The organism is Methylobacterium organophilum (assembly GCF_022179465.1).
Taxonomy (GTDB): Bacteria; Pseudomonadota; Alphaproteobacteria; order Rhizobiales; family Beijerinckiaceae; genus Methylobacterium; species Methylobacterium organophilum.
The window spans coordinates 59,128-75,771 of sequence record NZ_BPQV01000017.1 but is presented as its reverse complement, the minus strand read 5'-3'; the positions used below and the strand labels follow the sequence as shown (position 1 = coordinate 75,771).

At 65.4% G+C, this 16,644-nt stretch carries 11 protein-coding genes and 1 tRNA gene; 4 read left to right on the top strand and 8 right to left on the bottom strand.

Annotation, left to right across the window (positions count from 1 at the left end):
- Nucleotide 1: 1 nt before the first annotated feature.
- Together MFF21_RS22645 and MFF21_RS22640 are read right to left on the bottom strand one after the other, a co-directional pair.
- Nucleotides 2-1,522, bottom strand: coding sequence for a glycosyltransferase family 4 protein (locus tag MFF21_RS22645; RefSeq protein ID WP_238314638.1), 1,521 nt, complete (start codon nt 1,520-1,522; stop codon nt 2-4).
- A 262-nt stretch (nt 1,523-1,784) separates the two neighbouring features.
- On the bottom strand, nt 1,785-3,305 hold the full coding sequence (locus MFF21_RS22640; RefSeq protein ID WP_238314635.1) for a hypothetical protein: 1,521 nt from the start codon (nt 3,303-3,305) through the stop codon (nt 1,785-1,787).
- 802 nt (nt 3,306-4,107) lie between these two features.
- On the opposite strand from MFF21_RS22640, the gene MFF21_RS22635 reads away from it, so the two are divergent.
- On the top strand, nt 4,108-5,829 hold the full coding sequence (locus tag MFF21_RS22635; RefSeq protein ID WP_238314632.1) for a glycosyltransferase: 1,722 nt from the start codon (nt 4,108-4,110) through the stop codon (nt 5,827-5,829).
- Nucleotides 5,830-6,297: 468 nt separating this feature from the next.
- On the opposite strand, the gene MFF21_RS22630 is transcribed toward MFF21_RS22635, so the two are convergent.
- A tRNA-Glu gene (locus MFF21_RS22630) sits at nt 6,298-6,373 on the bottom strand.
- Between the two features lie 151 nt (nt 6,374-6,524).
- Between MFF21_RS22630 and MFF21_RS22625 the strand changes: the two genes are divergently transcribed.
- On the top strand, nt 6,525-7,478 hold the full coding sequence (locus tag MFF21_RS22625) for an RluA family pseudouridine synthase (RefSeq protein WP_238314630.1): 954 nt from the start codon (nt 6,525-6,527) through the stop codon (nt 7,476-7,478).
- 260 nt (nt 7,479-7,738) lie between these two features.
- A complete protein-coding gene (gene rpoH, locus MFF21_RS22620) occupies nt 7,739-8,638 on the top strand; it encodes an RNA polymerase sigma factor RpoH (RefSeq protein ID WP_238314628.1) in 900 nt (299 codons plus the stop codon).
- A gap of 118 nt (nt 8,639-8,756) precedes the next feature.
- Here the strand turns inward: rpoH and MFF21_RS22615 are convergent, their stop codons facing one another.
- From MFF21_RS22615 to MFF21_RS22595, 5 genes are all read right to left on the bottom strand, one after another.
- Nucleotides 8,757-10,913, bottom strand: a complete 2,157-nt coding sequence (locus MFF21_RS22615; RefSeq protein ID WP_238314626.1) for a methyl-accepting chemotaxis protein — start codon at nt 10,911-10,913, stop codon at nt 8,757-8,759.
- Nucleotides 10,914-11,076: 163 nt separating this feature from the next.
- Entirely contained in the window at nt 11,077-12,489 is a 1,413-nt protein-coding gene (locus MFF21_RS22610) for a histidine kinase (protein ID WP_238314624.1), read from the bottom strand.
- Between the two features lie 50 nt (nt 12,490-12,539).
- Nucleotides 12,540-13,832: an adenylosuccinate synthase gene (locus tag MFF21_RS22605; protein WP_238314622.1), complete on the bottom strand. Its 1,293-nt coding sequence runs from the start codon at nt 13,830-13,832 to the stop codon at nt 12,540-12,542.
- Nucleotides 13,833-14,021: 189 nt separating this feature from the next.
- Nucleotides 14,022-14,330 carry a hypothetical protein gene (locus MFF21_RS22600; RefSeq protein ID WP_238314619.1) on the bottom strand — a complete coding sequence of 103 codons (309 nt, stop codon included), beginning with the start codon at nt 14,328-14,330 and terminating at the stop codon, nt 14,022-14,024.
- Between the two features lie 107 nt (nt 14,331-14,437).
- The gene (locus MFF21_RS22595; protein WP_373325081.1) at nt 14,438-15,745 is read right to left on the bottom strand and encodes an MFS transporter; all 1,308 of its coding nucleotides are present in this window, start codon (nt 15,743-15,745) and stop codon (nt 14,438-14,440) included.
- A 293-nt stretch (nt 15,746-16,038) separates the two neighbouring features.
- Between MFF21_RS22595 and MFF21_RS22590 the strand changes: the two genes are divergently transcribed.
- The gene (locus tag MFF21_RS22590) at nt 16,039-16,473 is read left to right on the top strand and encodes a tellurite resistance TerB family protein (RefSeq protein WP_238314614.1); all 435 of its coding nucleotides are present in this window, start codon (nt 16,039-16,041) and stop codon (nt 16,471-16,473) included.
- The last annotated feature ends 171 nt before the right edge of the window (nt 16,474-16,644 follow it).

Sequence of the window (16,644 nt, the reverse complement as noted above, 5' to 3'; positions counted from 1 at the left end):
GTCAGGCCGCCGGCGCATAGTGCAGACCGACCTTGCGGCAGAGATGCAGCCGGAGCTCGTAGGTTGCTTCTCCGGTGCGGGTTTCGGACGAAACGGGTGCGACGCGGACGTGCCGGGCCTCTGCGCGATCGGGCAGAAGGGTGTCGAGGAGCGGGCGCGCAGCGACCGCGGCATCAATTGGGCTGATCACGACCTCGATCCCGGCCGGATGTGCCGCGAGCGCCTCGGCAAGGCGCGGGCGCGCAACGGCCGGATCAAGAGCGAGGTGCAGCGCGGGACGTGGGGGCGGGGCCGGCATGGCGAGACCGGGCGCGTCGAGGCCGTCGAGGACCTCGCAGAAGCGCGCGATATAGCGGTCCATCGACAGGTCCGTTACCGCGTAGTGCGCGGCTTGCCGCTCGAAGGCATCGCGCAGGGCAGGTTTCTCCGACAGGGTGCTCAGGGCCGCAGCGATTATCCTCGGCGCCCCGATCGTCGGGATCTTGACCGCGACATCGGCCGGAATCTCCTTGAACGCCGCCGTATCCGACACGAGACAGCAGGTCCCGTTCCCGAACGCTCGGGCCAACGAGCCTGAACTCTCGCCCTCCGAGGGGAAGCGAAGGTTCACCAGGACATCGGCTGCCGCGATGGTGGTGTCGAGGTCTCTCTCCGAGAGATAGCCCGTAACGCGCGACACCGCCTTCACAGCCGGGAAACGGTCGAGGAGGGCGGACATCGGCACCTCCTCCTCCCGCAATTCGCCCGCCTGGATCCAGATCACCGGCCGGGCGTTCGTCTGCACTACTTGGTCCAGGGCCTCGATCAGCCATTCGTAGCGCTTGCGGCGGTGGACGAAGCCCGCGGTGACCACCACGAAGGCGTTCCGGTTGAGACTGAGGGCGGCCCGCGCGGCCTCTCGCGACAGCTTCGCGGGGGGATAGGCGAAATGCGGGATGACCGACACCTTCGCGGCCGCTGCCTCGCCGTGATGGCGGCGGATCAACTGGCGCGCATATTCGGAATGCACCACGATGGCGCGGGAGACCCGCAGCACCTCTGCCAGCGCATCGAACAACACGTGATCGATCCGGGTCGGCCCGCGGCCGTTCAAGCGTGCGTCGCGGGCAAATTGGGCTGCGCGAGGGTTCGAGGCGACCATCAAATCGTAGAGATCCTGGGTCTTAGTGCCGGCGACCTGATATAGGTACAGGAGACGCGGATCGTGCAGCACGACCACGCCGGGATAGCGCAGAGCTGCGCGCAGCACGAAGACGTGGCCGGGATTGTTGCCGAGCTGATACACGATCCTCGCGCCCGGCGACACGTGCTGGAACGCGAGCGCCTCATCGACCAGCGAAACCCCGTCCGGAACCTCGGCGAACAACGATTCGGCAAATGCCGTAACCTTGTAGCGCAAGGATAGTTTTGCCAGAACCCTGGCTGAATAATCCGCAATGCCGTTGCGAGATGGAGGCAGGGGACTAAAAAACAACAGATCCGTCATGTTGTGACGCTGCATTTTGGTTTGCTGGCCATCCATCAGCATCGTTCCTGCAGCGGTGTGGGCCAGCGCGTATAATTCCGATGAGCGAGGAAGCAAGGCTTCAGTCTTATTTTCCGTGCCTGCCGTTTGATCCTGGCTCGGATCTCGCGCAATCTGTCGGTTACGGGAGTGTCTAAGAGAGGTGCAGCGGGATGATGCTGCGCTCCGTCGTTCGATCGGGCGTAGCCTCGACCAGGCCAGATCCAGATAGAGCCCCTGGAGCGTGTCCACGCGTCCGGCGCGATGATCCGGGGCCCGGTCAGGATGGCTCTCCCACGATCGCGAGCCGTGTCCATCCAAGCATATACAGGCAAGACTCCGACCAGCCCTCATATAGGCCGAACGGAATATCTGAGCTGGCGAGGAGTCTTTCCGCCTCCTCGGAGGGATCGACGATGATCAGCGAGGTGTGCAGGCGGGCCAGGTCGATTAGTTTTGACGGCTCACTATCGTCAGAGGACATATCCACGAGACAGATCGAACCCGCCGCCGGTTCCGCGCTACCCTCGCTGCGCGTCGACAGCTTGTCCTCGATCAGCTGACCGTGCTCCGCCTGGACAGAGATGGCGGTGCGTTTCTGTGACAATAGCTGCCTACACACGTGCATGCCGAGCCGGGTCGGAGCGTCAAACCCGCATTCGCTACACACGAGCCTCGGCCTGCTGCTTCCGGAAGAGTCGAGTCCGGTGCTGCCGCCAATCGTGCTGAAGCGCGTCCTGTCTTCGCAGACGATGCAGTAGCCGGTCGGAGCGTCGGAACTCTGAAGCGCCTGTTTCACTCTGCCTTCCGCCGCCTCTCGGGTGGCGCGCACGCGAGGGGGAGGTCCTCGATCGGCGCGGAGGTTGCGGAGAGGGATGTGAGGAGGAGCGTCGTTTTTTGGGCGGTTCGAGTAGATTTCCAAAAGAGTGTGCTCATTTCTTCCGGAGGAACCAGACCAGTTGAAACCGTAGTCAATACTTGAGAAAAAATTATGACCATTATTGAATATAATTTTTCTGTATTCTTTTAATAAATCTCCAACAAATCCAAAAGAATGAATGTTGAACTCGTGGCTGTGTCTTGAAAAGACGTTGGCGTCCTCGATTAGATTTCCGCTGAAGTGAAAGAACCTCAGGGGCAGCCGATTGACCTGCCATTGTGTCCCGCATTTGGTCAGGCGTCTCTGGCTCAGGTTCCAATATGCGGCGTTGTAGCCCGGGTGACGGAGAATCGCCGTGTTTCCGATCATTGCAGGCAGAAGGTCAGCCCATTTCTGATCGACGAACCGTCCACGCGGAAGATCAATGATGCATTCGGTTTCCAGCCGCCGCGACCACCAGGCCATGACCCTCTGCACATGTGGCGTGTCGTGAAAGCAGCAGAACCCGAGGTTGTAGATGCCGTAGATCAGGAACATGCCGTCATTCATATCGGCGAACTCGGCAGGCTCGGTGATATGCGGAGTCAGGATGCAGGGTGCGCCCGCGTGCATTAGCTCTTGGAGTTCGGTCAGCGGCGAGAAAACCATAATGTCAGGGTCAAAATAAGCGACGTGCTTTCCAGGATGCTGATCAAACAAATACAGAAACATAAATGGCTTAAGAGATGTATTGAGTTCTGTAATGCTGTAATTATTCTTCATATTTTGGAAATTTGGAACACCTAAATCTTCTATATATATAATATCAAAATCGAACGCACCAACGTCGACGGATCCTTTATTATCACAAAGGAGAACATAGAACGTGAGATCTGCCTCGTGCTTTGATAAAGTTTCGTGGAGTGTTAAAGCATAGCTCATGAAATTGGCAGAGCAAATCGTAAAAGCTATCATTTCTGAGCCCGAGACGCTTAAACTCTCAACCACCGCCGCCGTGATTGCGTCGCTACCCTGTCGAAGGGATAGGACTTTGTGTCGAGAGACGGCCCGTCGGCGCGGGCGCCTTGCGCGCAATCAGCTTCAGCGCTCCTCCGACCTCGCCGAGCTATGTCACTTTGCGCTTCATGCCAGTCTAGTTCGGCTGCATCAACCCAGCGATGCCAAATCTCGAATGCAGAGAGCCGGCTCATCATTGCGCCGGCAGCGTGTAATCACCTTATAATAGTATAATTATTTTTATAACTACTTATAGTTGTGTATGAGTCGTGGTAAAATTTCATACAAAGGGGATGAGACTTCATTCGTGCATTTGCGTCAGCGAGCCATTGATCCGATGTTTGCCGGGCGCCAAGTCGCTCCGGACTTTCTCCCTGCAGCCCCATCTGCTCGCTGAAACAAGTTGCCTGGAGGTTTTATCCGCCGGCTCGCGCGACATGTCGCTGTGCTGGGGCGGCGTGGTATCGGGCGGTTCGGTGAGCTGAGCGGTGCATGGGTTGAGCGCGGGCAATACCGCTCGCGGATGCGTGGCTCGCCGGCAGGCTTGAGCCAGGATTCGGCGCGTGTAGATATGCGCACTGCTGCTGGCCTCCGGTCCGCCTCTTCGGATCCCATGGCACGGTCGGCGGATGGACAGGACAGATATTCTCAAGCGACGTCTCGATCCCGATCGCGGCTTCCACGAAAGCATCTTGTACAAGGTTCAACGATGGGAAAAGGACGTGGCATGTTTGTCGAGTATGCCACCCGGACCGGGCGAGCATTGAATGGATACCGCCGCAGGCACCAGACAAAAATAAACACTAAGTTTTATGAAGATTATCAAATTATAAAAAACAGCATGGGTATGTTTGATATCGCGTGGTACCTTGCGGAGTACCCCGATGTCAGAGAATCAGGGATAGACCCGATCGCCCATTACATCGATCACGGGGCTAAAGAAGGGCGTATGCCGAATCCGCTCTTCGCGGCACGCTGGTATCTCGATCGATATCCTGATGTAGCCTCGTCCGGCGAGAACCCTCTGATTCACTACATCCGCCACGGCGTCGAGCGCGATCTCCGGCCTCACCCACTCTTTGATACGGCCTGGTATGCCCGCGAGTACCCGGACACGATGCGCGGCGGCCTTCATCCGCTAGCCCATTTCCTGCGCCATGCCTTCGAAGGCACCGTCGATCCGAACCCACTGTTCGATACGGATGCCTATCTGAAGTATTATCCAGAGCTTCGTGGTGCCAGGATCAACCCGCTGGTGCATTATGCCTCTACGGATTTGAATTTCTGCGCGACCGCAGAGATGGCAAGAGCTACCCGGGCTCGCAGGAGCTGTGCAGAAATTCTCTACATCGACAGCTATCATCCCAGACCGAAGGCCGATTCAGGATCTCTTGATGCGCTCAACTTCCTCAGAATTTTTATCGATATGGGATTTAAGGTAACTTTTGTCGCGGCCGCTGAATTTTTCAATCATAACCCATATCGCGTTCACATCGAATCCATGGGAGTCGATTGTATCGATTATTATAAATTTAATTCAGTCGAAAATTTTATTGAGAAAAATGGACAAAAATTTGATATATTTTTTCTTTCTCGCGTGCATTGTGGGGGTAATTATTACAGGCTTGCAAGAAAAAACTCTCAAAAAGCAAAGATTGTTTTCAATACGGTCGATCTTCATCACGTACGGGAGGAACGGGAAGCTCGACTCGTCGGCGATCGTGAGTCGCTCAACCGCAGTTACTGGACGCGTGAGCGGGAGTATTATCTGAGCAGAATGTGTGACGCGACCATCGTGGTGTCCTCGGTCGAAGCAAGGCTCATCGAAAACAATGTTGGGGGCGCAAATATCCGCGTGATCCCGCTGCTCCGCGACGTGACCGGGCGCGGGAAGCCTTTTCGGGAGCGAAATGGGGTCGGATTTATCGGTGGCTACCGCCACACGCCGAACGTGGACGCCCTCCTGTATCTGCTCACGGAGATCTGGCCGTTGGTCACGATGATCAACGATCGCCTCACATTGTACGTCATGGGGGCGGATCTGCCGTCGTCTTTCAGGGAGAGGAATGATCGCAACGTCGTGTATGTCGGATACGTCGACGACATGGAGGAGGCGCTCGGGACGCTGCGCGTGACGACGGCTCCGTTGCGATATGGCGCGGGCGCCAAGGGGAAGGTGGTGTCCAGCCTCCTTCATGGCGTTCCCTGCGTCGCGACATCGGTTGCGGTCGAGGGCATGGATCTGGTTCCCGGGCGGGACATTCTCGTGGCCAGTGATCCGGCCGCATTCGCCGAAATGATCTGCCGTCTGCACGAGGATCAGGAACTGTGGGAGCGCGTGTCTCAAGCGGGATACGACCACGCATCAGGATTGCATGACATCATGCGGGGATATGACCTGATACGAAGCCTGCTCGACAGCATGCGCTTCGATCGTGCCGCCGCGTGAGGCAGCCCCGAACACCGATTGAGATGTTGGGCCGATGCGCTTCAAGGGCGTGGTGCTGGTCACGAACCTTGAGCGAAAAGGGGCCGCTCGCTTCTCCTTGGCTCCGTTCCCTCAAGCCTTGAAGCCGCTGGCAAGCCCCCGTGTGGCGTGATCGCTCCGGCTAGGGTCAAGGGGTGTGAGGAAGCCGCAGACCGTCCTGAGGCGGGGATCCGCCCTCATCAAGGGAGACGTCCTGAGGTATGGCTTTCGAGCCAGGACGAGGGCGGACAGACGGGAACGAAGCGGCATAGGCCGCAAGAGATGGCCGGCAAGCTGCGGCAGATGGAGGTTCTGGCCTCTCAAGGACCGAGCGGGGGAGGGCGTGATCTGCGCCATCGGTGTGGCGAAGGTCACAGACAGGTCCGACACACGAGTAGCCGAATCTGATGGTGCTCGGCTGCGCTTATCACCCGCACTTCAGTGCGGGAATGGCGCTCCCAAGGGGACTCGAACCCCTGTTTTCGCCGTGAGAGGGCGACGTCCTAGACCGCTAGACGATGGGAGCTTTCCGGCCGGCGAGGGGTCGTATAGCGAGGCGTTTCCGGGTGGGCAAGGCCCCTCTCGGATCTTCGTGAAACTTCTTTGCTGGCATCGGGACGGAACGGGTGGATCAATCGGCAGCGCAGCGGCGTGCGGTCGTCTTGGGCGGGGAGGAGATGCCGGCAGGGGGCGAGCGGCTCGACCGGGCCCTGGCCCGGGCCCTGCCGGAATTCTCGCGGGCGCGCCTGCAGGCGCTGGTGCGCGCCGGGCAGGTGAGCGCGGGGGGGCAGGCCCTGCGCGATCCCGCCGCCAAGGTCGCGCCGGGGCTGCATCTCGACATCGTTATCCCGGAGGCGCTGCCTGCGGAGCCTGCCCCGGAGCGGCTCGCCCTCGTCGTCGTCCACGAGGACGACGACCTCATCGTCATCGACAAGCCGGCCGGGCTCGTCGTGCATCCCGCACCCGGTCACGAGGGCGGCACGCTCGTCAACGGGCTCATCGCCCATTGCGGCGCGAGCCTGTCGGGCATCGGCGGGGTGCGCCGGCCCGGCATCGTGCACCGGCTCGACAAGGACACAAGCGGCCTGCTCGTGGTCGCCAAGAACGACCACGCCCATCAGGGCCTCACCGCGCAATTTGCCGATCACGGCCGCACCGGGCCGCTGGAGCGCGCCTATCTCGCCCTCGTCTGGGGCGTGCCGCAGCCGCGCAGCGGCACCATCCGCACCAATCTCGCCCGTTCCCGGCGCAACTTCGAGAAGATCGCCGTGGTCCGCGAGGGTGAGGGCCGCCATGCCGTCACCCATTATAGGGTCGAGGCGGAGCCGGACGGCGAGAGCCAGGTCGCTCTGGTGCGCTGCCAGCTCGAGACCGGGCGCACCCATCAGATCCGGGTGCATCTGAGCCATCTCGGCCATCCCCTCCTCGGGGATGATCTCTACGGCAGCGCCTTCCGCACCAAGGCCGCGCGGCTCGGCCTGGCGGCGCGCGACGCCCTCACGGCGTTGGGGCGACAGGCGCTGCATGCAACCCTGCTCGGCTTCGCCCATCCCCGGACGGGGGAAACCCTGCGCTTCGAGAGCCCGCTGCCGGCGGATATGGCGCACCTGCTCGCCGCCCTGTCGGACTGAACCGTGACAACCGGGGTGCGGTGTCGCTCTGTCGTCACGGTCAACGATGCATCTTGTGCGTTTTTGCACCGCGACTCGGTGACCAGGAATGCGAGAGAACTCTGCCACCCGGTTCGCGCGTTGTTGAGGACGCGAGGGGCGACCGACGCTACCGGAGCGGACCGAACCCCGTTAGAATTCGAAACGAGGGCGGCCGGCTTCAAGAGGAGCGGCGTGTCCTCGTGAGCCTGCCCGTCCGGGGGGCCTTGAAGGAGGTGTACATGGCTGGCGCTCTGCCCGTGCTCGCCACTGAAGGCGGCCTGTCGCGCTACCTCGACGAGATCCGCAAGTTCCCGATGCTGGAACCTGCGGAGGAATTCACCCTCGCCAAGAGCTGGCGCGATGCCGGTGACCGCGAGGCGGCCCACAAGCTCGTGACCTCGCATCTGCGCCTCGTGGCCAAGATCGCCATGGGCTATCGCGGCTACGGCCTGCCGATCAGCGAGGTCGTGTCCGAGGGCAATGTCGGCCTGATGCAGGCGGTCAAGCGCTTCGATCCCGACAAGGGCTTCCGGCTCGCTACCTACGCGATGTGGTGGATCAAGGCCGCCATCCAGGAATACATTCTGCGCTCCTGGTCGCTCGTGAAGATGGGCACGACCGCCAACCAGAAGAAGCTGTTCTTCAACCTGCGCAAGGCCAAGGGCCGCATCTCTGCCTTCGAGGAGGGCGACCTGCGCCCCGATCAGGTCCAGCAGATCGCGACATCCCTCGGGGTGCCGGAACAGGATGTGGTGGAGATGAACCGCCGCCTGTCGGGCGATTCCTCGCTCAACGCGCCCCTGCGCGAGGAGGGCGAGGGCGAGTGGCAGGACTGGCTCGTCGACAACACGCCGAGCCAGGAGAGCGTGCTCGCCGGCGAGGAGGAGGGCCGCAATCGGCTCTCGGCCCTGCGCGACGCCCTCGGTGTGCTCAACCCGCGTGAGCGCCGCATCTTCGAGGCGCGTCGCCTCGCCGAGGATCCGATCACCCTGGAGGATCTCTCCGGCGAGTTCGGCGTCTCCCGCGAGCGTGTGCGCCAGATCGAGGTCCGTGCCTTCGAGAAGGTGCAGGAAGCGGTCAAGAAGAACCTCGCCACCCGCGAGCTTCCCCGGGGCAACGGCGCCGCTCTGCCCGCCTGATCCGTTCCCGGGCCGGGCGGCTGCCCTCCCCTCCGCCTGACACAGACTGCAAGAAGGGCTGCGCAGGCGATGCCGCGCAGCCCTTCTTCGTTTTCGATGGGAGGCTTGAGGGCCGCGCTCAGGCCGCGCGGACGTCGGCGAGGAAGCGCTCGACCTCGGCCCGCAGGTGCTCCGACTGCGCCGCGAGATCGTCTGAGGCCTTGAGCACTGAGCCGGCGACGAGGCCGGCCTCGTCGGCGACGCGGGCGACCTCGGCGATGTCGCTCGTCACGGCGCCGGTGCCGGCCGAGGCTTGGCTCATGCTGCGCACGATTTCCTGGGTGGTGACGCCCTGCTCCTCGACGGCGGAGGCGATGTTCGTTGTCACCGCATTCATGGTCTGGATCCGCGCGGCGATGCCCTGGATCGCCTGCGAGGCGCCGTTGGTCGCCGCCTGGATCGAGGCGACCTGCTGGCCGATCTCCTCGGTCGCCCGCGTGGTCTGGCTGGCGAGTTCCTTGACCTCGGCGGCGACCACCGCGAAGCCGCGGCCGGCCTCCCCGGCCCGGGCCGCCTCGATGGTGGCGTTGAGGGCGAGCAGGTTGGTCTGGCCGGCGATGGTCGACACCAGGTTGACCACGTCACCGATGCGAGAGGCGGCGGTGGCGAGCGCCGCCATGGTCTCCTCGGTGCGCATCGCCTCCTGCACGGCGGCGGAGGACAGGCTGGCGGCCTGCTCGACCTGGCGGCCGATCTCCTCGACGGTGGCACCGAGCTCCTCTGCCGCGGCGGCGACGGCGTTCACGCTGGCGGCGGTCTGGTGCGCCGCGGCTGCGACGCTGCTGGAGCGCTGCGAGGTTCCCTCGACGGCGCGCTTCATGCTGCCCGAAGAACCGTGAAGCTCCTCGACCGCGCTCGACACCCGGGTGACGATGCCGCCGACCGAGCTCTCGAACTGGCCCGCGAGGTCGCGCAGCAAGGCGCGCCGGGCCTGCTCCTCGCGCAGCCGCGCGGCTTCCGTCGTCTTGAGCTGCTCGGCCGCCTCCTCCAGCGACATGTCGCGGATCGTGACCACGGCGCGGGCGATATCGCCGATCTCGTCCCTGCGGGCGCTGCCGGGCACCTCGGTGAGGGGCTCGCGGGCGGCGAGCGCCTTGAGGGCGCGGGTCAGGGCGTCCAGCGGACGCACGATCGAACGGGCGAGGCCGAGCCCGAGCAGAGCGGTGACGGCGAGCACGCAGAGGGCGATCAGGGCGAGGGTCTGCGAGAGGGCCTTCACCGAGCCGATGGCCTCCGCCTCGCTCTGCTCGGCGACGACCGTCCAGGGTGCCCCGAGCACGGTCACGGACGAGGTGGCGCCCATGTGCGGGCCGTCGGCCGAGGTGAAGACGAAGTTCTCGCCATCGCCCAGAGTCTTCGGGTCGATGCCGAGGGAGGTGGGCGGGTCGCCCGCCTTGGCCTGGGTCTCCAGCGGCGGATTGCTGCGTAGGCGTCCATCGGTGCCGATGGCGAAGACCTGGCCCGTATCGCCGAGGCCGGCCCGCTTCGACAGGGTGCGGTCGAACAGCTCGGCGTTCACGCGCATCACCACGAAGCCGATCCGCTCGGCCGCCTGGGCGGTGCCCATGGCGACGTTGGCGCGCTTGGTCAACGCACGGCCGATGAAGGCGGAAGGCCCTTCGCCGACGGGATAGGCGGCGTAGTCTTCGAAGACGACCGCGTCCGTGTCGACGATGCGCAGACGGTCGTAGAGCCGTGCGATGCCGGTGGCGCGCAGGCTCTCGTCGGTCACCGGCTTGCCGAAATCGACTCCCTTCGTCGTCGTGTAGACGATGCGGCCGTTCTGATCGAGGATCATCAGGTCGGCATAGCCGGTCTCGGCGACGAGCTTGCGGGCGACCTCCTGGATCTTGGCGTGCCGGCGCCCATACATCGTGTTGGTGGACAAGCCGTCGAAGGCGATGCGGGCTTCGACCGTTTGGGGAGCCTGAAAGGCTTCGATGACCGCGGTGATATCGCCTTTGGCCGGATCGAGGATGTCGATCAGATCGGGGGCGTTCGAGGCAACTTGAGGATGGGCGGCGATGGTGAGGAGGTCTGCCTGCAGGCGATCCGCCATCAGCCCGATGCTGTCGCGCTGGGCTGTGGCAGCGAGCTGCAGCCGGTCGCGGGCGGCGTCGATCAGGCTGCTCCGGGCCGAGTTCCAACTGAAGCCGCCCATCGCTGCCGCGCTGAGCAGAGCCAATCCAATTGTGGTGGCGGGGAGACGAACCTTCAGCGTTCTCAGGATAGACATCGCGATATGCCGGCCGACCTTAGGATTTGGTTCGGGCGATCATCGCTATGCCACGTTAAGTTTTTGATACTGCGCGGAATCTAGCCTTTTTACAACCATTGATGGCTTTGTGCGGCCTCTGTCGTGGGTGCGCCGAGGCGCGCGGACAAGCGATGCGGCTTGCTTAATCGTTCCACTGCTCGAAGGCGCTTTGGATCACCTGAGTGCCGGTATTGCCCTTTTCGAAACTCAGGATGGCACGGCCGCCGCCGGCGTATTGCAACCCGAGGTCGAACCATGGGCGATGCAACAGGAGGTCCGTGTTGCGGTCGACATCACTTTTGAGGGAGGACAGGCCGATCAGGAAGAGGTTGTCGCGCACCCGCACCGGCAGGCCGGACACGGTGGTTCCGCGGCCCTTCTCCTCGTCCTTGAGGGCGATCAGGCCGATGCTCTGGACGGCATGCTTGGCGGCATCCGTCCCGGAGGTGGTGAAGGCGATCTCGACCGTGTGCGAGGCGGGCAGCGCCGCATCGGTGTTCTTTCGGATCGTCATGGTGAGGCCGAAACCGGCATCCGGATAATCGACGTTCGCCCGGATCACCGTCTGGAGGGGCTGGCTCTGCTCGCCGCTCACGGTGTCCAGGCGCCAGACCACACGGCCTTGGGTGACCTTGGCCGGTCCTTCCGGATCGGCGGTGTTCTCCTCGATGAGCACGGCGCGCTGGGCCACGGTCATGTCGGTCTGGGCCGGCGCCCGGGCCGGTGCTTGGCTCTTGCGGGGGGCCGGCGCCTGCTCGCCGCCGATGCGGTCGGCGAACTTGGAATCGGCGGGCTCGGCCGGGGTCTCCCGCGAGGACGTCGTTTCCTGCACCGGCGAGGGCTTGTCGCGCAGGAGATAGGCGGCGACGCCGATCGCGCCGATCACGATCGCGAGGAGGCCGAAGACCACGGCGTTGCGCAGCATCTGCGCACGGCCGGTCCGCGGCGGCACCACGTCGATCTTGGGCCGGCGCCGGCCATTGGCATTGGCGGGCTCGGCCGGGGCCTCCCCTTCGGCCGCTGCGGCCGGCGCCGGCTCTGGCCGCGGCGGGCGCGGCGGCACGAAGGCGGCGAAGGGTTCGGGCGGCCCGGCCTCGGGCAGCGCGTCGGCGGCGGCGGCGGGCGGCATCAGCTCCGGCGGCGGGGCCGGCGGCAGCGTGGGCTCCGAAGCCCGCTCCGGAGCCGGGGCCGCAGGCTTCGGAGCCTCTTCCGCCGCAGGCTTCGAAGCCTCCGCTGCCGGGGATGGATCGGGCAGGAATGTGGGCTTCGAGGAGGCCGCAGCCGCGGGGGACGCCGGCGGCGGAGCCGGGGGTTCGGCTGCGGGCGCCTCGGCCGGCGGTGCGGGCTCCCCGTAAGCCGTCTCCAGGCGTCCGATCGCCGCGTCGAGGGCCTTCCGCTCCAGCTCGATATCGGCTTCGGCGATCGGCGGGTCGAGGGAGCGGAGCTGAGCGATCAGGGCGCCGCGGGCGCGATCGTAGACGGCCTTGCGCATGGCCGGCGAACGGTCGGGCAATGCGTCGAGCGCCCGCGCCAGCAACGGATAATAGTCCGCCATCGTGCCTCGATCCGATCCCTTCGGGGCGGCTCAGACTGCCCGCCTCTGCCTCAATCCTCGAAGGGGTTGTGCATCAGGATCGTGTCGTCCCGCTCCGGCGAAGTCGAGAGCAGGGCGACGGGGGCACCGATCAGTTCCTCGATCCGGCGGACGTACTTCACAGCTTCCGCCGGAAGCTCCGCCCAGGAGCGCGCGCCCGCCGTGGTGCCCGACCAGCCGGGAATGGTCTCGTAGACGGGCACCGCGCGCTGCTGCGCGCCCTGGCTCGCCGGCAGGTGGTCGAGCCGCGTGCCGTCGATCTCGTAGGCGACGCAGACATTGATCGCGTCGAGGCCGTCGAGCACGTCGAGCTTGGTCAGGGCGATGCCGTCGATGCCGGAGGTGCGCACGGTCTGGCGCACGAGGCAGGCATCGAACCAGCCGCAGCGGCGCTTGCGCCCGGTCACGGTGCCGAATTCGTGGCCGCGCTCGCCGATGCGCTGACCGATCTCGTCGTGCAGCTCGGTCGGGAACGGCCCCTCGCCGACGCGGGTGGTGTAGGCCTTGGCGATGCCGAGCACATAGCCGACCGCGCTCGGGCCGAGGCCCGAACCCGTCGCGGCCTGGCCGGCGACGGTGTTGGAGGAGGTGACGAAGGGGTAGGTGCCGTGATCGACGTCGAGGAGCGCGCCCTGCGCGCCCTCGAACAGGATGCGGCGACCAGCCCGGCGGGCTTCGTCGAGCAGCCGCCACACGGTGTCCTGGTAGGGCAGCACCTTGTCGGCGATGGCGGCGAGCTCGTCGTAGATCGTCTGGTGCGCGATCTCGGGCAGGTCGAAGCCCCGGCGCAGGGCGTTGTGGTGGGCGAGCAGCCGCTCGATCTTCGGCCCCAGGGCGTCGAGCTCCGACAGATCCATCAGCCGGATCGCCCGGCGGCCGACCTTGTCCTCGTAGGCCGGCCCGATGCCGCGCTTGGTCGTGCCGATCTTGGTGCCGGGCGCCCCCTCCTCGCGCAGGGCGTCGAGCTCCCGGTGCAGCGACAGGATCAGGGTCGCGTTGTCGGCGACGCGCAGGTTGTCGCGGCCGACCTTCACGCCCTGGCCGGCGAGCCGCTCGATCTCCGCGACAAGCGCGTAGGGATCGAGCACGACACCGTTGCCGATGACGCCCAGGGTGTTGGGCCGGACCACGCCGGAGGGGAGCAGGGAGAGCTTGTAGACGGCCTCGCCGACGACCAGCGTGTGGCCGGCATTGTGGCCTCCCTGGAAGCGGACCACGATGTCCGCCTTCTCGGAGAGCCAGTCGACGATCTTGCCCTTGCCCTCGTCGCCCCACTGGGCGCCCACGACGACGACGTTCGCCATAAGGTTCTGACCTGTCTCGCGCGGCGAGGGGCCAGAGCCCGGACGCCACGCGCGAAAACCCCGGCATTGGCCGGGGCGGGGTGGGTTGCGGGGCCTCTTCGGCCATCCCTGCGCCCGGGTCAAGGCGAGGGAGCGCAATCCAGCCGTCCGATCCCGTGAAAAGCCGCCGCTTCTCGAAGGTGTGACGCCTTATTTCGCGTTGCCCGGAGGCTTGATCACCGGCATCGAATTCGGGTTCGGTTCCGGTGCGATGGTCTTGATCTCGGGATCGACCTCGGAGGGCGGCTTGATGACGCCGTCTGAGTCCCGGAGCTTGTCGCTCAGCGTCCTGTTCTGCGCGTCCGTCTCGGGTCTCACCTTCTCCGGAACCTGCTCGCTCGGCGGCGGCAGCTTGGGGTCGGTGTCCTGTCCCTTCTGCGGCACGGACGGGTCCTGGGCATAGGCGGCCGTGGACAGGAAGATCCCGGCCAGCACGGCAATAGGCGAAACTCTGGGCATCCCGAACTCCTCGTGGCTCCGTACGGGAGAGTCCGGGACAAACCGGCCGGGGGCGGATGCGTTCCTGCCCCGCGGCCGAGGGGCGCCGCGGGATCTTCGGGGGATCGTCAGGCCGCCGCGGCCGCCGGCATCGGTCCCGCGCCGCCGTCGCGGCTGGCCTGGGCGGGATCCAAGCCACGGGTTTCCGGCATCAGCGTCAGGTAGACGAGGAAGCCCGCCGCGGCGATCGCCGCCAGGGCCAGGAAGGCGGCGGAGAAGCCGGCTCCGACGATGATCACGCCGGCCAGGGTCGCGCTGAACGAGGCACCGACGCCCTGCGCCGTGGCGATCGCCCCCTGCGCCACGTTGAACCGCCCGCTGCCGCGGGTGAGGTCCGCGACCACGATCGGGAACAGGGCGCCGTAGATGCCGGCGCCGATCCCATCGAGACATTGCACGCCCACCAGCCAGAAGGGGTTGTCCGAGAAGGTGTAGAGCACGCCGCGCAGGGCCAGGAAGCCGAAGGCGGCCAGGAAGATCGGCTTGCGGCCGATCGCATCCGCCTTGGCGCCGACGAAGATCGCGACCGGCACCATCACGCATTGCGCGGCGACGATGCAGAGCGCGATGAGCGAGGTCGCGTGGTCCTTGCCCGAGATCTTGGTCAGCAACTGGCCGACGGACGGCAGCATGGCCGCATTGGCGAGGTGGAAGGCGGCGCAGAGCAAGGCGAAGAGCAGCAGGTGGCGGTTCTGCAGGAGCGCCGACAGGCCGGAGGGCTGCTCGCCGCCCTGCTGCTCGGCGTGGTCGAGGCCACGGGCGAGGTCGTCGTCGATCGCCTCCGCCGGGATCATCAGCATGGCGACGATCGAGGCGCCGGCGAGGATCGCCATCAGCCAGAACACCACGATCGGCCCGAAGAAATAGGCGCTGGCCCCTGCGATCATCGCCGAGGCGGCGTTGCCGGCATGGTTGAAGCCCTCGTTCCGGCCGATCCGCTTGGAGAACATCTTCGGGCCGACGACGCCCAGCGTGATCGCCGCCAGGGCCGGTGGGAAGATCGCCCCGGCGATGCCCGCCAGCGATTGCGTGGCGGCGACGAGGAAGAAGTTCGAGACGAAGGGGAGCGCCAGACAGCTCAGGGTCACCGCCACCGCCGCGGCGATCACGATGGCCCGCTTGTGGCGGGTTCGGTCGATCAGGGCGCCCGCCGGCGTCTGAGCGATCAGCCCGACGATGCCGGAAATGGTGATGACGAGGCCGATCGTGGCCTCGTTCCAGCCCTGCTCGGGTCCGCGCACGGCGAGCAGGTAGATGGCGAGGTAGGGGCCGAGCCCGTCGCGCACGTCGGCCAGGAAGAAGTTCAGCGCGTCGAGGCCGCGCAGGGACTTCTGCGAGGGAGCAGGCGCACCCGTGGCACCGGTTGTCTGCGTCATGATCGTCATCCGTCGCTGAAGGGCGGATGACGCCGCGCACGTTTCAGGGTGCCGCCTTCATCCCAGGCATTCAAATGCGCATCCCGGACTCGGTTCCGGCCCGGGAACGCATTTTTCGCGGTCCGGCGGCGTGTGCGGCCAACCGATCTCCGCCCTGTGATGCGCAGGCCACAAATGCCGATGGAAATCGCGCCGCAGGCGGTTCGGCCCGCTGGAGGCGCCGCGATTCGCGCTTAAGATGCTCGGGCCGAGGGCCTCCGCATCCCGGCGCGGAAGAGTGCGAGGAGGGCAGGATGGGGTTCTTTCAGGATGCACTCGTCCGCTTCAACCGGGCGGTGATGTCCTACGCGGGCGACACGGCGTTCATGCAGGCGGCGGTGGCCGCCGCGGCCAACGTCATCGTCGCCGACGGGGAGACCGACGAGGAGGAGATCGAGGCCGCCCTGGTCAGCATGCGCGCCAACCCGATCCTGGAGAAATCCTACGACACCCTGGCCCTCGAGAAGGAGCTGTTCGAGGCGCTGGCCCGGGCCGAATTGCGCGCCGGGCGGCTCGAGAACCTGCGCCTCGTCTCGGCCATCGCCGACCGTCCCCTGGAGCAGCGCCAGCACGTCTTCCTGATCGCCGCCGACGTCGCCGACGAGGGCGGCGTCACGGAGAGCGAGCACAAGGTGCTCGACGACCTCGCCAAGGCCCTTCTCGTCGACAAGGCGGCCCTGCTCGGCTGAAGCCGCCTCACCGCCCCGCTCCGCCGGGACCCGCGACAGCAGGGGGCTGGTCATCGAGGGCATTGCGGTGCCGATCCCCGTGGCGACGCCGATCAGGCCGGCCTGCCGGGCGAGATCGGAGAGCGCGCCGCCCGTCAGGAACAGGGGCCGCGGTGGCGGGGGCGAAGGCGA

Excerpts from the sequence above, each read along its gene's own strand:
- MFF21_RS22590 (WP_238314614.1), top strand. The coding sequence starts at position 16,039 with ATGGGGTTCTTTCAGGATGCACTCGTCCGCTTCAACCGGGCGGTGATG.
- MFF21_RS22595 (WP_373325081.1), bottom strand. The coding sequence starts at position 15,745 with ATGACGCAGACAACCGGTGCCACGGGTGCGCCTGCTCCCTCGCAGAAG.
- MFF21_RS22600 (WP_238314619.1), bottom strand. The coding sequence starts at position 14,330 with ATGCCCAGAGTTTCGCCTATTGCCGTGCTGGCCGGGATCTTCCTGTCC.
- MFF21_RS22640 (WP_238314635.1), bottom strand. The coding sequence starts at position 3,305 with ATGAGCTATGCTTTAACACTCCACGAAACTTTATCAAAGCACGAGGCA.
- MFF21_RS22615 (WP_238314626.1), bottom strand. The coding sequence starts at position 10,913 with ATGTCTATCCTGAGAACGCTGAAGGTTCGTCTCCCCGCCACCACAATT.
- rpoH (WP_238314628.1), top strand. The coding sequence starts at position 7,739 with ATGGCTGGCGCTCTGCCCGTGCTCGCCACTGAAGGCGGCCTGTCGCGC.
- MFF21_RS22625 (WP_238314630.1), top strand. The coding sequence starts at position 6,525 with ATGCCGGCAGGGGGCGAGCGGCTCGACCGGGCCCTGGCCCGGGCCCTG.
- MFF21_RS22610 (WP_238314624.1), bottom strand. The coding sequence starts at position 12,489 with ATGGCGGACTATTATCCGTTGCTGGCGCGGGCGCTCGACGCATTGCCC.
- MFF21_RS22635 (WP_238314632.1), top strand. The coding sequence starts at position 4,108 with ATGTTTGTCGAGTATGCCACCCGGACCGGGCGAGCATTGAATGGATAC.
- MFF21_RS22645 (WP_238314638.1), bottom strand. The coding sequence starts at position 1,522 with ATGGATGGCCAGCAAACCAAAATGCAGCGTCACAACATGACGGATCTG.
- MFF21_RS22605 (WP_238314622.1), bottom strand. The coding sequence starts at position 13,832 with ATGGCGAACGTCGTCGTCGTGGGCGCCCAGTGGGGCGACGAGGGCAAG.